This window comes from Lacrimispora sphenoides JCM 1415 (assembly GCF_900105615.1).
GTDB classification, from domain to species: Bacteria; Bacillota; Clostridia; order Lachnospirales; family Lachnospiraceae; genus Lacrimispora; species Lacrimispora sphenoides.
The window spans coordinates 2,007,278-2,022,909 of the sequence record NZ_LT630003.1; the positions used below are offsets into that span (position 1 = coordinate 2,007,278).

At 41.6% G+C, this 15,632-nt stretch carries 19 protein-coding genes; 2 read left to right on the top strand and 17 right to left on the bottom strand.

Going from position 1 to position 15,632, the window contains the following annotated elements; translation table 11 throughout:
• Position 1: 1 nt before the first annotated feature.
• The 7 genes from BMX69_RS08970 to BMX69_RS09000 all read right to left on the bottom strand — a co-directional run bounded on the left by BMX69_RS08970 (position 2) and on the right by BMX69_RS09000 (position 7,539).
• The gene (locus BMX69_RS08970; protein ID WP_242941389.1) at positions 2-853 is read right to left on the bottom strand and encodes an FAD binding domain-containing protein; all 852 of its coding nucleotides are present in this window, start codon (positions 851-853) and stop codon (positions 2-4) included.
• Positions 829-3,153 carry a xanthine dehydrogenase family protein molybdopterin-binding subunit gene (locus BMX69_RS08975; RefSeq protein WP_100042167.1) on the bottom strand — a complete coding sequence of 775 codons (2,325 nt, stop codon included), beginning with the start codon at positions 3,151-3,153 and terminating at the stop codon, positions 829-831. The genes BMX69_RS08970 and BMX69_RS08975 overlap by 25 nt, the downstream gene beginning before the upstream one ends.
• 20 nt (positions 3,154-3,173) lie before the next feature.
• A complete protein-coding gene (locus BMX69_RS08980) occupies positions 3,174-3,365 on the bottom strand; it encodes a capping complex subunit for YIEGIA (RefSeq protein ID WP_025233370.1) in 192 nt (63 codons plus the stop codon).
• A complete protein-coding gene (locus tag BMX69_RS08985; RefSeq protein ID WP_100042168.1) occupies positions 3,352-4,272 on the bottom strand; it encodes a YIEGIA family protein in 921 nt (306 codons plus the stop codon). Before BMX69_RS08985 ends, BMX69_RS08980 begins: the two co-directional genes overlap by 14 nt.
• Positions 4,273-4,441: 169 nt before the next feature.
• Positions 4,442-5,254 carry a MurR/RpiR family transcriptional regulator gene (locus tag BMX69_RS08990; protein WP_054790957.1) on the bottom strand — a complete coding sequence of 271 codons (813 nt, stop codon included), beginning with the start codon at positions 5,252-5,254 and terminating at the stop codon, positions 4,442-4,444.
• A 128-nt stretch (positions 5,255-5,382) separates the two neighbouring features.
• Positions 5,383-6,030, bottom strand: a complete 648-nt coding sequence (locus tag BMX69_RS08995; RefSeq protein ID WP_054790956.1) for an N-acetylmannosamine-6-phosphate 2-epimerase — start codon at positions 6,028-6,030, stop codon at positions 5,383-5,385.
• A gap of 15 nt (positions 6,031-6,045) precedes the next feature.
• Positions 6,046-7,539: a PTS transporter subunit EIIC gene (locus BMX69_RS09000; protein ID WP_100042169.1), complete on the bottom strand. Its 1,494-nt coding sequence runs from the start codon at positions 7,537-7,539 to the stop codon at positions 6,046-6,048.
• Positions 7,540-7,730: 191 nt separating this feature from the next.
• Between BMX69_RS09000 and BMX69_RS24410 the strand changes: the two genes are divergently transcribed.
• Positions 7,731-7,868, top strand: coding sequence for a hypothetical protein (locus BMX69_RS24410; protein ID WP_166433185.1), 138 nt, complete (start codon positions 7,731-7,733; stop codon positions 7,866-7,868).
• A gap of 6 nt (positions 7,869-7,874) precedes the next feature.
• Here the strand turns inward: BMX69_RS24410 and BMX69_RS09005 are convergent, their stop codons facing one another.
• The 10 genes from BMX69_RS09005 to BMX69_RS09045 all read right to left on the bottom strand — a co-directional run bounded on the left by BMX69_RS09005 (position 7,875) and on the right by BMX69_RS09045 (position 14,988).
• A complete protein-coding gene (locus BMX69_RS09005; protein WP_054790955.1) occupies positions 7,875-8,441 on the bottom strand; it encodes a thymidine kinase in 567 nt (188 codons plus the stop codon).
• A gap of 185 nt (positions 8,442-8,626) precedes the next feature.
• The gene (locus BMX69_RS09010; RefSeq protein WP_054790954.1) at positions 8,627-9,136 is read right to left on the bottom strand and encodes a GNAT family N-acetyltransferase; all 510 of its coding nucleotides are present in this window, start codon (positions 9,134-9,136) and stop codon (positions 8,627-8,629) included.
• A gap of 189 nt (positions 9,137-9,325) precedes the next feature.
• Positions 9,326-9,610 (bottom strand): hypothetical protein, encoded by a 285-nt coding sequence (locus tag BMX69_RS24415; RefSeq protein WP_054790953.1) that lies wholly within the window; start codon positions 9,608-9,610, stop codon positions 9,326-9,328.
• Positions 9,611-9,689: 79 nt separating this feature from the next.
• Complete coding sequence (locus tag BMX69_RS09015; RefSeq protein WP_054790952.1) at positions 9,690-10,505, bottom strand: alpha/beta fold hydrolase; 816 nt, start codon at positions 10,503-10,505, stop codon at positions 9,690-9,692.
• A 127-nt stretch (positions 10,506-10,632) separates the two neighbouring features.
• Positions 10,633-11,139, bottom strand: a complete 507-nt coding sequence (locus BMX69_RS09020) for a CarD family transcriptional regulator (RefSeq protein ID WP_100042170.1) — start codon at positions 11,137-11,139, stop codon at positions 10,633-10,635.
• A 255-nt stretch (positions 11,140-11,394) separates the two neighbouring features.
• Positions 11,395-12,045, bottom strand: coding sequence for a deoxyribose-phosphate aldolase (gene deoC, locus BMX69_RS09025; protein WP_054790951.1), 651 nt, complete (start codon positions 12,043-12,045; stop codon positions 11,395-11,397).
• Between the two features lie 17 nt (positions 12,046-12,062).
• Positions 12,063-13,391, bottom strand: a complete 1,329-nt coding sequence (locus BMX69_RS09030) for a pyrimidine-nucleoside phosphorylase (RefSeq protein ID WP_100042171.1) — start codon at positions 13,389-13,391, stop codon at positions 12,063-12,065.
• Between the two features lie 61 nt (positions 13,392-13,452).
• On the bottom strand, positions 13,453-13,872 hold the full coding sequence (locus BMX69_RS09035) for a cytidine deaminase (protein ID WP_330387727.1): 420 nt from the start codon (positions 13,870-13,872) through the stop codon (positions 13,453-13,455).
• An 88-nt stretch (positions 13,873-13,960) separates the two neighbouring features.
• Positions 13,961-14,296, bottom strand: coding sequence for a cyclic-di-AMP receptor (locus tag BMX69_RS09040; protein ID WP_013271785.1), 336 nt, complete (start codon positions 14,294-14,296; stop codon positions 13,961-13,963).
• A gap of 113 nt (positions 14,297-14,409) precedes the next feature.
• Positions 14,410-14,988, bottom strand: coding sequence for an NUDIX hydrolase (locus BMX69_RS09045; RefSeq protein WP_100042172.1), 579 nt, complete (start codon positions 14,986-14,988; stop codon positions 14,410-14,412).
• 94 nt (positions 14,989-15,082) lie between these two features.
• Here BMX69_RS09045 and BMX69_RS09050 point away from each other — a divergent pair, with 94 nt between their 5' ends.
• Complete coding sequence (locus BMX69_RS09050) at positions 15,083-15,628, top strand: ferritin-like domain-containing protein (RefSeq protein ID WP_054790950.1); 546 nt, start codon at positions 15,083-15,085, stop codon at positions 15,626-15,628.
• Positions 15,629-15,632: the final 4 nt, after the last annotated feature.

Genomic DNA, 15,632 nt, shown 5'->3' on the forward strand with positions numbered 1-15,632 from the left:
ATCATCCGATCTTTTCAAAATTATGAAACATATCCTGAAGCAAGCTTTCTAATACGAATTCTCTATACTCCCTGCTTCCTGACAAATCGCCTTTACAATCACTATGGGCTAAATTTATAATTTTTTTGATCTTCTGTTCCATGTTGTATAATTTATGATTAATGATCCTTTCGGATAAAATAATTGGATAATCGCCATATCCGGTAATCGCCGTTTTTATGGCCTTATTGTTTTTCGATGCCACCATGGTGATCAATGGATAATCTATTTTCTCCTGCTTTGTCCTTTTTACATGATTGTAAGGGTAACTTAAATCATTTTCTTCGATCAATATGGATACCAGAAATTCTCCTTTTCTAAGCTGCAGCTTTCCATTGAATGCCTTTGAAAAAGGCAATTCAGCTAAACCGCTCCGTGTCATTACCTGAAGGGTGCAATCACTTATCATTAACGGTAAGGCTGCTTCACGGTACTTAATAGTGCCGGCCAGATTGCCGCCTATGGTGATCTTCCCCTGAATCGTATGGTCTGCAATTCTTTTTATGGTTTTGGACAATAAGGGATATGCATTGTATTCCGCAATGTTTGTAAGGGTTTGCGCGGCTCCAATCCTGAATTTCCCGCCGCTCACCTCAAGCTGGCTGCATTCGGGTATTCCTTTTAAATCAATGACCGAATCAAATTCTATCCCCCCTACCCTGGCCATACTGATAATTTCTGTTCCTCCCCCATAATAAAGAGGTTTTTTATTATTAATAAGCAGGTCTTGATAGTACTTAAATGCTTCATCCATGCTTTCTGGTTTAAAATAATCAAAATCAAAAGGAATCATCGTTTCATCCTTTCCCTCCATATGAATTCAGGCGTGATGGGAAGCCGGTTTACATCAATATGAGCTGCCAATGATATAGCGTTAGCCAATGCGGCAGGTATTCCAATAATGCCGTGCTCTGCAATACCTCTGGCCCCAAAGGGCGCATCAATTTGAGGGGTTTCTACAAAATCAACCACATATTCCGGATTTTCACCATATCGGATCATTTTATAGGTGCGAAAGCTTGTATCTTCTACAATTCCATCTTCATTATAGACAAAATCCTCACTGGTACCAAGTCCCAGTCCCATACACATACCGCCTATAACCACACCTCTTGCAGTCATAGGATTTATGACCTTGCCCGCGTCAATCACAGTAACCGCTTTTAGCAGCCGGTAGGTGTGAAGCCTGGTATCATATTCAATTTCAACGGCCTGGGCTCCTACCGTCCAGCTCCGGCCGGGTGTTCCCCGCCCCGATGCCTCATTAAGGGGGGTCAGATGATTCATGACATAGCTGCCCCGTCCAATCACAGGCCCTTTGAGAGAATTGCCGTTAGAAAATTTGTAACCTTTTACCAGGTCCTCGAACATGACATAAAGCTCAGGATCATGTTTTACATATATCATTTTATTCTCAAAGTCCAGGTCTTCCGCCGGGTACCGCAGGGCAATGGATGCAAGACTCATCAGCTGGGATATGGCATCATCTGCCGCATTCAATACAGCCCGACCAACGAAAAAAGTTGTCATACTGGCAACGGTTTTCCATAAATACGGAGTTGACTGGGTATTTACATCCAGCTTTACATAAACGTCATTGACACTGATTCTCATTTTTTCCGCTAATATCTGCGCTGCCGTTGTCTTCATTCCGGGCCCTATCTCCGCAGCCCCGCAATCAAGATTTATGCTTCCGTCAGAATTAAAGGTTAAAACAGCGCTTGCGCCTGCATCTGTGGGGGTATCAGAGGTTTTGATCAGGCAGCTGATCCCCTTTGCTCTGACTAAACCGTTCTCTTCTGCGATGCGGGCACCTTCCTCCCAGTTAATGACTTTTTTCAGCCTCTCAAGGCATTTTGCTGCATTCCCTGTATTGCTGGCGGTGACTTTGACTTGGGTGGGAGTTAGATCGCCGGCTTGAACCAGGTTTATCAGCCTTAGCTGAAAAGGATCCAGCCCTGTTTCGAAAGCCAGTTTATCCATCATTCTTTCAAGGCAAAAGGTATGTGCCTCATGACCGAACCCACGGAAAGAGGTTATATAGGGATGGTTAGTATAAACACTGTAGCAATCGCATTGAATATTTGGTATCCGGTAGGGCCCGGCACACTCCGCTGCGATTGCTTTCGTTATCTTAGGAGAAATGTCAGAGTAAGCACCGGTATCTATCTGGAATGTCATTTCAGCCGCCATGATCTGTCCGCTTTTTTTCGCTCCGATCCTTATGGTTCCTTCCAACCCCAAATGGCATGGAGAAGTGACCATATCTTCTTCTCTAGTATTTGCCAGGTTGATCCATTTTCCTTTAACATTCATCGCCGCAATTACTGCAAGCACCTCTGGCTGTATACATGCCTTTCCTCCAAATGCACCGCCAACGAATGGAACCTGGACTACAATCTTTCCCTCCGGAATATTAAGATATTTGCAGATTGATTCCTTGACCTCATATGGAGCTTGGGAAGATGTCTTGATCTTTACACTGCCATCCGGCATGAACATACAGTGAACCGCTCTTGTTTCCATGGCGGCGTGATCAGACTGGGGCAGTGAAAAACTGCCCTCTACAACAACTTCACTATCCATCCAGCCTTTTTGCATATCGCCTTTTCTGATTTTTTGATGATGGCAGATATTGGTTCCCTTTATAGGATAGACTTCCTCCGTAGCTTTTGTATATAGCATGATAGACTCATGTATGATCACAGGATTCCTTTTGAATGCCTCTTTTATGGAATTCACAACCGGTAAAGGCTTATATTCTACAAGTATTTTTCTCACAGCCGCCTTTGCCTGCATTTCATCATCTGCAACAACGATGGCAACCGGTTCCCCGTAGTAACGTACTTTATCTCTGGCTAAGGGAGGTCTGTCCTGAAGCATGGATCCGCAGATAACCTGATGGTCTTTTGCAGTAATGACCGCTTTTACCCCCGGCATAGCAGAAGCTTCCCTGGTATCTATGGATATGATCTGGGCATGAGCATGAACACTTGTTAATAATCTGGCGTAGAGCATCGGCGAATCTGTTATATCATTTGTATATTGGGCTGCGCCTGTTACTTTATCTTTTGCTTCTTTCCTTACCGTGTTTTTTCCCAGCTGGGTTTCCATTGACTGCCTCCTGCAAAATTCTACCTGCTGATTAATACATGATCACCGTTTTTCAGCTGAACCACATCCGCCCGAAGAGCTTTTCCTAAATCAGTCAGACATATTTCCCGCTCCTTGGAATCCGGGATATAAAGGGTCAAAGGATCACCTGATATGATTCTTTCTTTGTTATCTGTTATATAAACCATTATCTCCGGATTACTTTTCCCCATTGATATTTCCTCCTATATCTATATCCATAATTGTAGTGATTTTTCTGCTGCTTTCCAGTACTGGCGTCTTTTTAATTACGTCTATGATGGCATCAGGATCACGGATTATTGGAACAAAAGCCAATAACAACGCTCCATTTTTATAATTTTTCCGGGTAAAACTGTACCGTTTTACGCCAAAGGTCCGGGTAGCCTCAAAAAGCATGGCCTGCCTCTGCCCATAATTCTCAACCGTGATTCTGAATTTATCATTTTTGGGCTCTATAACAATGCCGATCCCTTCTTTTAAAAACAAATCCCGGCTTCTCTCAGTTCCCAGTACATTGGTAACATACATGCCATTTACAAACAGATCTGAATGGTCTATTGTTATTTTTCCTTCCCTTATGTTGCAGATGTCACCGATGCATTTGCCTTTTGTTATTCTTGTCAGGAAATAAATCATACCAAAACCGCTGGCTGCGGCACCTATCATGTTTATGACCAAACTGTCAACAGATACAATACTTAAAACCAATACTACAAACAGGGAAGTAAGCAGGGATAAATAATTTCTGGATTCATAGGTTTTGGCAATGCCATCAATATAGGCAGCTCCTCTTTTTGAATATTCCGTTTTTTCCAGATCCTCAAGGCTTTCTTTTTCTGTTTTTCTCACATCACGGAAGTGCTGGATGGCTAAGGCAATAAAAGTTACGGCCGTAAATTCTTTATTTAACAGGGAGGGAATTGCAACAGCCCCCAGAGAAGAAGCCAGAATGCCTATCACAATGTTAATGAAGCCACCGGTAGGATAACTGGGATTTTGACGGGTATCAATACGAAGTGTAATAGCCCGCGCAATAGTACCCATTACGATACCGCACAAAATGATGAAAAGATCGTGAAATGCCAGTGTTTTTTCCATATTTTTATCATGGTATCACTCGTGAAACCATATTTCTCCAATCCTTATTTTGGTCTATTATCTCCTTTTTGTCTTACAATATGCAAAAAACCAGCGGCGGCTTTGAAATGGGAATTCAAAGCCGCCGCTGGTTTCCATATGAGAGAAACTGCTGCTTTTTATGAGCAGGCTATTTTAAATGAGACTGTTTCACAATGGTTTCTACCGTAATATTCATCTTTTTCTTTCGGGCCTCATCCTTTAGAAGAATCAGACAAAGAAGATCGATCGTATAAAGAGTAGATAACTGACTGTTTACAAACCTTTCCTGATCAACAAACAAAGGATTTACTACGGGAAAACAAAAATCAGCGCACTGTGCGATCGTGCTGTTGGTAAAACTGGTCAGACCTATGAGCTTTGCTCCATTTTGTTTTGCCGCCCTGACAGCATTGATTACTTCCGCGGTTTCACCGGATATGGAAATTGCAATTACCAGATCACCGGGGCCTAAAATTGAGCTGTATATTACCATCAAATGAGAATCTGTTACGCTCTGTACATGAAATCCCATACGTGACAGGCGGAGCATGGTTTCACAGGCAGTGAGCCCCGATGATCCCACTCCGAATATATAGATATTTCCTGCCGCTGCAATCTGGTCTGCCAGGTACTCCAATGCTTTTCTATCTATCATCTGGTTGGAATGTTCAATTACGGTCTTATAAAAATCATAAACCTGAGAAACAAGATCATCTGAGTGAGCAATCTTGTTTCCTGCCCCTGCGCTGCCAAGCTGGATTTTCAGTTCTGCAAAAGACTTTTGTCCTACCTTTTTGCAGAAACGGGTAATTGTGCCGTCAGAAACTCCCACGGTAGCTGCAAGAACAGAGATATTCATATTCCGAATATTATTGCCTTCCTTCAAAATGTAATCAGCGATACTTCGTTCTTTATCAGTAAACGTATTATATTTCTTTTGAATTGATGAAAGAATATCCATATTGTACCTCTTATACTTTCGTCTTTAATTTGTGAAAAACTGAACCCATATTAATAAAGTGTTCTTATTATATCACCTTTTAATAAAAACGAAAAGATTTTAGAGGAAACAGGAAGGGATGAATTTTTTTAATTAAAAACCTTTGATACTGCCTCAGCAAATCCGCGTGTGATGCATTGGGGGCGTGTAATTGCAGTTCCCACAACGACTGCGTAAGCTCCTGATTCAATCGCCTTTGCTGCCTGATTCGGGGTGCTGAAATTTCCTTCTGCAATTACTGGGTGTTTACATTTCGCAATCAAAGACTGAAGCACCTGAAATTTATCCAGACCTTGAGACTGAGGCGTATATCCCAGCAATGTCAGACCCACAAAATCAAAACCAATCTCGTCAGCACGCAGCCCCTCTTCTTCCGTTGAAATGTCAGCCATAAATTTTTGATGAGGATATTTTTCATGTAGCTTATATAAAAAATCCACATCCTGATTTATGGTAGCATCTACGGCGACTACATCAACACCGGTCCGAACCAGTGCATCTACTTCTGCAAATGTGGGTGTGATGTAAGGTTTGCCTTCCTCATATACCTTTTTGATAATCCCGATAATCGGAAGATCCACATGTTTCTTGATTTCTTCAATATCTTCCACGCTGTTTGCGCGAATACCGACTGCGCCTCCTTCTTTTGCTGCCAGAGCCATACGCCCCATGATAAATGAACTGTGCAGGGGTTCCTCCGGAAGCGCCTGACAGGATACAATTAAACCTCTATTCATAAGTATTACATCTCCCTAATCTTCGCCAATTATGTCGTTTATTTTTGATTTTATCAGATCTGCTTTCGCTCCAAATATTGCTTGAATACCACCTTTTACTTCCAATACGGCCGTTGCGCCTTCCCGTTTTATGGCCTCTTTGTCAACCTTGGTAATATCCTTTACCGCTACACGCAGACGGGTGATACAAGCATCACAATCTTCGATATTTTCCTTACCGCCCAGAGCCGCTAGTACTCGAACCGCCGTTTCAGCGATTGTACCCTTTGTCTCTACATTTACCTCATCTTCTTCTCCTGCCTCGCGGCCTGGAGTCGGAATGTTAAACTTTGTGATCAGGAAACGGAACAGCACATAATACAGAACCGCCCAGAATACTCCCACCACTACCACATAAATCCAGTGAGTCCTTGCATTGCCCTGCAGGACTCCAAATAAGGTAAAATCAATGATTCCGCCGGAAAATGTGTTGCCGATACGAACGCTTAAAAGATCGGCAATCGCAAAAGAGAGACCATCTAAAAATGCGTGAATCACATACAGCCAAGGAGCTACAAACAGAAACATGAATTCAATGGGTTCTGTAATACCGGTTAAAAATGATGTAAGGGCTGCCGAGAAGAATAAACCGAATACTAATTTACGGCGTTTTTGGGGAACACAGTGATACATTGCAAGGCATGCAGCAGGTAAGCCAAAAATCATCGTATCAAAACGGCCTGCAAAGAACCGTGTACCCTCGGTATACATTCCTGTAAAATTAGGATCAGCCAGCTGGGCAAAGAATATCTTTTGAGCACCTGCAATCTCCTGGCCCGCCACAGTAGCAACTCCCCCCAATTCCGTATACCAGAACATAGGGTAAATCATATGATGCAGACCCACTGCTCCGCAAAGCCTCATCAAAAATCCATACAGGAAAGTTCCAAAAACTCCCATACTTGCAATGGTCTGACCGCTGGAGATCAACAATGACTGAAAAGGAGGCCAGATCAGGAAAAATATTACACCGATAAAAATTGCTGCAAAAGAGGATATAATCGGTATAAAACGTGATCCTCCGAAAAATCCAAGAAACGGAGGCAGCTGTATATCGCGGTACCGGTTATGAAAATAGGTAACCATACAACCAATAACAATAGAGCCTACGACTCCGGTATCTATTGTGTTTCCATCCGGTTTAAAGACTGACAGCAGTGCACCAATCGATGCATTCATAACAAGAAACGCAACCGCAGCTGCCAGACCCGCCGTTCCTTTATCTTTTTTTGCAAGCCCCACTGCCAGACCAATACACATGATTAACGACAGATTTCCAAACACCACTTCCCCAGCCTTGCTCATAACAGTAAATATTGCCTGCAGAGCAAAAATGTTCAAAAATGGATAGGCTGCGATCGTGTTTGGATTGGACATTGCCCCACCGATTCCTAACAGGAGACCTGCTGCCGGAAGAATGGCAATCGGTAACATAAATGCCTTACCTAATTTTTGAAGCTGCTTAAACATAAAATATACCTCCTCCTTGGGCGCACATTGTACAAGTAATGTATCAATATGCATTTCTTTTTGGTTAATTTCATTATATTTTATAAAATAATTTTAGTCAATCCTTTTTTAATAATAATTATTTTAATAAAACATAAATAATAATCCGAGTGCTTCAACAGGTATTGCAGCAGTTAAGGGTATTATGTGATATGTTGCAAGAACAATGGTATGTGGGAAAACTGGCTGGAAATAGCCATTTACGATACTGCTCCATGAATATAAAGCAGTGGAAAAATGTGTTATTTACCGGGGCCATCGCCCCGGCTTTTAATAAGCATAAGATTTAGTATAAACTATTGCCTGATTTTACCTTCTTTATAGTGTTTACGGCACAATGAAATGTATTTATCATTTGCCCCCATTAATATTTGCTGTCCTTCTCTGATTACATTTCCATCTTTATCAATCCTGGCATTCATATTGGCACTATTCCCGCACCAGCAGACCGTCTTAAGTTCCTCAATTTCATCTGCCAGTTCCATCAAACGTTTGGATCCGGGAAAAAGGTGGGATGTAAAATCCGTTCTAAGGCCATAACAGAAAACTGAAATATCGTATTCATCTACAATCTTAGAAAGCTGTTCAATATCATTTTCAGAAAGAAATTGTACCTCATCCACAATGATCGCATCCAATTCTTTGATTGAATTATAATCCTCATATTTGAATTCAGACCATAAAATGCAATCTGCTTCCAGCCCGATTCTTGATCTGATTTTCGTTTTTTCGTCCCTGGTTTCTAAATCAGGTTTTATTAATAAAACGTTTTTTCCCTTTTCTAAAAAGTTATATCTTGTCATTAGTGCGTTAGCCGTCTTAGAACTTCCCATTGCACCATATCTGAAAAACAATTTACCCATTTATTTCTCCTTTACTGTAAATAAAATATATCCATGATCCATAATAATTTAACATAATATCATGAAACACTTTTAGCAACAGGAACTCAAAAGCTACGAATCCTATATTATCTTAGCACCATTTTACTATTAGTCAATCGTATATTCGCAATCCACTTCGCTGCTTGATTAGGTTAAATTGATATTTAAACACTTAACTTATACAGGTAATGCAGCATCTCACCGTTGTAGTATGTTGTATAAAACTCTTTGACCTTATTCATGCCATTTCGCTCAGCAATTTTTATCGAAGCTGAATTATCCGATTTGATGACTGAATAGATTTCTTTTTCTTTCAAAACTTCAAATACATATCTTATTATTTCTGCTGTAATTTCACCCGCATATCCTTGTTTCCAGAACTTCTTTTTGAGTAGATATCCAAGCTCAAGAACCAATTCTCCTTCTACGTTTTGATATGATAAACCAGCATTTCCTATGAATTCATCAGACTCCTTTAAAGATATTCCCCACAGCCCAAAACCATATTTCCGATAGCGGTCGATATTTCGATCGAGCCATACTTGAACGTCTTCATCGGTAAATTGGTGCTCGTATGCATACATAACCTCATCATCCTGCAACATAGAAGCTAAGTTTACAAAATCGTTTTGCGTCATTTCTTTAGCCTTTAATCTTTTAGTTTCTAAGATCATACGTTCCCTCCAATATATACACTTCAATATTTATTTTACCGGAAAAACTAAGCGGGTGACTTACTTGATGAGATTAAATTGTTAAAAAAACTACTAACTTAATTACTGATAGCTAGTAGTTTCCTATACATAATCTATTTATTGGCTCGGTAATACGCTCATTTTGAGTTGTTTAGCAAATTTCATGAATCAAATAAAACTATAACATTCCCCAAAGCAAATTAAACCTATTATAACCACCTTAGTGATTTGTTTCGGAGTTTGATATAAGATAAATAATATACCTGCCCATAAAAATAATTCTAAGATATATTTAATGTCAAGATACCAAAGACCACAGACAAATGTTTGTCTGGTCATAAACATTAAAATTGAAGCTGCAATAATAATTGAAATAATCCTCTCTCCTTTTGCATACCAACAAATAAAAGCCATAAGAGGGGAAAGGAATGTCATTGCAACCCAAATCATCATATAGGATCTTGGAAAAAAACCGGCTTTTTCGATAGGGTTCCTAATATAATTCCTGCAAGCAGAATTGCAAATGAACTACTTAATTACAGTTATTTAGCCAATCATGAAAATGCAAATCAAACAATGGTTTATTTTCTATTTGCAGATTATGCCCTGCTTTATCAAGACACAGGAAGGTCAAACGCGGTAAATGCTTTACTAATCCCCATGTATCTTCATAACCAACACAATTATCCTGTTTTCCTGTTAATACAACAATAGGTTTGTTGAAGTTTATATCTTTTAACGATGCTTCAAAAGAAAAACCATATCCATCTTTTTGGTATGTATTAACGAAATCTATGTCAGCATCTTTTAGACCAGGCATGATTTCGCTTTTATATCTTTCCCATGTTTTAGTTGTAGCAACAACCGCATAATCCATAAAATCCTGAAATTCATCTTTCTCACTAGCTTCAGGTTTTAAATCCTGCTCTATAACAAGAATTTCTTTTTGCGCACGATTACGGTTTTCATGTTTACTTATTACACAAGGACACAATAAGAATACCCCACTGATATTTAGATTCGCTTTTGACATCAGCCCCAATGATAAATACCCGCCATAAGACTGGCCAACTAATAAAAAGCTTTCATCTTTAATGACCTCTTTTATAAAATTAATCACAAAAGTTAACATATCATCTGCATTTTTTATACCCGGATTCATCTCTGAACTGCCAAATCCTGGCAAATCAATATAAATCCTGCGATAATGATCCAAAGACTCCATGATAGGTTCAACACACCCGAGCATTGTTCTATGATCCTCTGGAAACCCATGAATACAAAGGATTGGTTTTCCCGAACCAATTTCTTTATAGTAAACAGAATGATTATCTATCTTACATATCATAATTGTTTCATACCTCTCATTCCTATAAGTCTTCCGATCATACGCTTTTGCAATTTATAACAGCGGAACAAGGCATTTCAGCAGATGAATGCGATATATGAGATTGCAGTTAAATTCCGTTTCTTTTTTACTCAGCACTCACCCTTGTCACCACCATGTCTTTCACTACGGCTGGTTCCAATTCTAAAGCTACCGCAAGTTCACCGTAAAGCAGATCTTCTGCCATCTTAAAATAGAATTCATCCTTTGCCGAATTTTTCTTACCTTCTACCAGCCCCTTCTGTTTCCTTAAATATAGTGTTTTGATGATCTGAAGCCAGCCTGAACACTCATTTTTCATCATGATATCCTTATAGCTTCCTTCCCGTTGCCTTTCGTCAAGCACCCACGTGGTTGGAGTATCGGGAATCAGATTAATCAGCTCTATGGCCTCTTCTCTGGTAGATACTTCTCTCATGGGTGCTTTTAGATTGTCTACGGGCGTATAAACAACACATTGCTGTGCCTCATAAAGAGGTTTCAGCGTATAGTAAAGGCGGTCCTCATCCACTGCGGACATGTTAAGGCTCCCTATCGCCTCTACCCTGCATATTCCATGGGTTCCGAATACTACTAGATCATTTACCTGAAACATAATTATTCCTCCTGCCTGAATGCCAACACTTTGATACATAAGTTACGATTTCTATATCTTAAGTCTAACACTTTAAAAATTTTTTGTCAGTGTTTTTTATTTATTTAAATATTTTCGTGAAATTTAGCCAGAGAACACCTTGCTATTACTTGTGGAAATTGTATAAAAATAATTAGAAAACGCCCCAAAATTCAGACATTTGTAAGTGTGCTGCTTTTGGAGCGTTGAAAGAATATTTTATTATCCTGAAATAACTTACTGTTTCTGCGCTGCCAGCTTAACAGCTGCACTGGCACCCACACGGCTGCATCCAGCTTCAATGAAAGCCCTTAAATCCTCAAGGGTTCTGACCCCGCCGGCCGCTTTTATCTTTACATCGGGACCGATGTGCTTTTTAAATAACTCTATATCTTCAAGAGTCGCACCCCCGGTACCGAATCCGGTGGAAGTCTTAATATAGTCAGCTCCGGCTTCCGTAACTGCCTTGCACATAGCGATCTTCTCTTCCTCTGTAAGATAACAGGCCTCGATGATGACCTTTAAGATGTTTTCGCCGGTTGCTCTTTTCAGTTCTGCGATTTCCTTTTCTACCTTGTCGTAGTCTCCATTTTTCACATCGCTGATATTTACTACCATATCCACCTCAGAAGCTCCGTCTTCAATGGCTTTTTTTGTCTCAAGGACCTTTGATTCTGTCACACTGTAGCCCAGAGGAAATCCGACCACGGTACAGATATTAAGGCCTGGAAATTGTTCATGTACCCGGCTGATATAGCATGGTGGGATGCACACGGAAGCGGTTTTATATTCCACAGCTTCCTTACAAAGCTCCTCAATGTCCTCCCAAGTAGCAAACGCCTTTAACTGTGTGTGGTCTACGTAGCTTAACATTTCTAAATCTGTCATTATTTTTTCCTACCTTTCTATTCTTTCAGGCGTTTTACGCCTTCTTTGGTAACGCTGGCATAAATTAAGGGTTCTGCCTCCGGCTTTTGACTGCTTATGGAGACTGCCTTTAAAAATTCCTCTTCTGAAGCCGCAAACAGATCATCCTTTGAGGCATAAAGCACGGCAATGGTCTCTCCCTCTTCCACCTTCTGGCCTACCTTTTTCTTAAGGGCGATTCCAGCCGTATAATCAATCACGCTTTCCTTCGTAACTCTGCCGGCTCCTAAAAGCGAAGATGCAATCCCGCACTGCTCTGTATTCATATGGGTGATATAGCCGTTCTCTAAGGCTTTCACTTCCCTTTCAAAGGCTGCTCTGGCAAAAAGTGAAGTGTCTCTGATCACCGAAGAGTCTCCTCCCTGAGCTTCCACCATGGCAATAAGCCGTGCCAAAGCACTTCCGTCGGCAATGGCTCCTTCTGCCATAGCCCGGCATTCTTCCATTCTCCCTTTTCCTGCCAGATAGAGCATACCGGCAGCCAGGCTTAAGCAAACTGTCCTTAAATCCTCAGGCCCTCTTCCATGAAGAGTTTCCACTGCTTCAATGACTTCCAGGCTGTTGCCGATCAGACTTCCTAAAGGAATGTCCATATTCGTTATGAGAGCCATGGTTCTCTTTCCTGCGTGCTCCCCGATCGCTACCATCTTCTCCGCCAGTGTGATGGAGTCTTCCAGGGTCTTCATAAATGCTCCGCTGCCTGTCTTCACATCCAGAAGAATACAGTCATTCCCTGCTGCCAGTTTTTTGCTCATAATGGAAGCGGCAATTAAGGGAATGCTGTCCACGGTTGCAGTCACATCCCGAAGAGCATAGAGTTTTTTATCCGCTGGAGCCAGATTTCCGGACTGCCCAATAACGGAAAGACCGGCGGTATTGACCACTTGAAAAAACTCTTCCTCCGTCAGGACAGTACGCATTCCCGGTATGGATTCCATTTTATCAACGGTTCCTCCGGTATGGCCCAGACCGCGGCCTGACATCTTCGCAACCTTGACCCCGCAGGCGGCCACAATTGGCGCTACCACCAGAGTCGTCTTATCCCCCACTCCTCCGGTGGAGTGCTTATCTACTTTCACTCCCTGGATGGGCGATAAGTCCACCATATCACCGGAATGAGCCACCGCATCCGTGAGAATGGCTGTTTCTTCATCGCTCATTCCCTTAAAATAAATGGCCATCAGCATGGCAGACATCTGATAATCCGGGATATCCCCTTTTACGTAGTCGTTGATCATAAAGCGGATCTCTTCCTCCGTCAAAGGTTCCCCGTTCCGCTTTTTTGCAATTACATCATACATTCTCATGACACTCAAAAACCTCCCTTATACTTATCCGTCCCGCTTTTTACCTTCCTTTTTCGGGCATTCAGGATTTCAAATTCTTTTTTGTAAACCCTAAAGGGAGCAGTTCTTTTAAGGTATAGACGGAAAACTCCTCTCCCGCGCCCAGAATAATCTTAAATTCATCAGGATCACAGAATTCGGCCATTACCTGCCTGCAAACCCCGCAGGGAGCACATAGTTCTCCCTTTTCACCCCTTTTATTCCCCACAATGGCTATTGCATCAAATTCCGCGACTCCCTCTGAGACTGCTTTAAAAAACGCAGTACGCTCTGCACAGTTCGTGGGCGTAAAGGATGCATTTTCAATGTTGCAGCCACGGTAGACCGTACCGTTCTTTGCCAGCAGGGCCGCTCCAACGCAAAAATCAGAATAAGGTACATAAGCCATTTTCTGAGCTTCGTAAGCCTCTGCCACCAGCATGTTTTTTGTCCTCTCATCCAGTTTCAAAGACACACCTCCTATTATTCTCCGGCTTATTCATTCCAGCAGTTACGAAAAGGGATTGCTCTGCAATCCCTTTGCCGGTTCATCAAATCTTTTCAAATCGTTCTACGTCAGTTACAAATATGGTAGCTCCGCCAAGTTCCACTGTCATCGGCATCATCATATATCCGGCTGATACAGACGCGATATTTGGCGCCGGAACATTGCAGGTAATTTTTTGGCGTTTTCCGCAGGTATCTTTAATCAGAGTGATGACTTCCTCTACCTGTCCGTCATCCGTACCGATCATTAATGTAGAGTTTCCTTTCTTTAAGAAACCACCTGTTGTGGCAAGTTTTGTCACGCTGAACTGGTGTTCATTCAGCACATCAGTCACCCTGTTTCCATCATCTGAGCTGACGATTGCGTAAATAATCTTCATATCTACCACCTCGCTGTCTTATTTGGCAAAACTTTATTCATTTGATTCCTCTATTATAAATCATAATCAGGAAAAATAAAACAGTAAAATGGAAAATAATTATCATTTCTTTGTTAAAAATTGATATCTCTCATTTTATCAAGCAGCTTTCGGTATATTCGCTCCCTCATCCATGGCTCATTTACTGCCTTTAAGCATTCTTCCACACCGAACCAGCCCACTGCGCTGTTTTCATCCTCTTTCTTATGAAGGACCTCCCTGTCATCCGCTTCCAGAAGATAGGTCACATTTAAGTGAAGGTGAGAGGAAACATAAACTCCCCTCTTCTCATGACCGTCCACCGTCAGCACCTCAAGGGAAAAGATGTCCTCTGTGACCGGTCTTACCATCCTAATCCCGGTTTCCTCCATGGCTTCCCGGACCGCTACTTGCAGCAGATCCATTTCCCCATCTACATGGCCTCCGGTCCATGCCCAGGAATCATAGATGTTATGATAGGCCATAAGAACCTTATCACAGGACTGATTCACCACCCAAGCTGACGCCGACATATGGGCGCCTAAACTTTCACGGGAAAATATGGCTTCTCCTGACGCGAGATATTGAAGCAGCAACTGCTTATCCCTTTCTTCCTGCTCGTTATATGGTAAAAAGTCTTCTACTGTTTTCCTGAATTTCTCTTTGCAGTCCATGTCCTTCGTTCCTCCATCTTCCTGTGTTTTTAAGTCATACTCTACCATCTGGCGGATATATTTTTAATAGAATAAATTGAAATGAGGGTATTATATGGATTTATCAGCTCTTGTTTTTGCCGACAAAGATCCCTGGCCTCCCATAGAGATCATATCTCAAAATAAAGCGTATGCCGCCGCTATGCTTTCCAACATAGGCGATTGCAATTCCGAAATGTCTGCAATCAGCCTTTATATTTACAACAGCATGATTACGAGAAACTTCTTCTTTGATATAGCAGAATGTTTCCATAAAATCAGCATTGTTGAAATGCATCATCTTAATACCTTTGGCGAACTGTCCATCATGTTGGGCGCTGACCCCAGGCTTTGGAGCTATCAAAGCGGACGATTAAGGTATTGGACCCCCGCCTGCAACCGCTATCCCACCCGGATCGGCCCCTTGGTTGCCAACGCTTTGGAAAGTGAACTGGAAGCTATCCGGAAATACCAGTTCCAGGCCCAATGGATCGACGATTGCCGAATCAAGTCAATTTTAAACAGGATCATTGCAGATGAGCTTTGTCACGTAAAGATCTTCCGGCTCATCCTGGCTGAACTTGACGACGACTTTGCCATCCCCCATCCATTCCAGGCATAGGCAG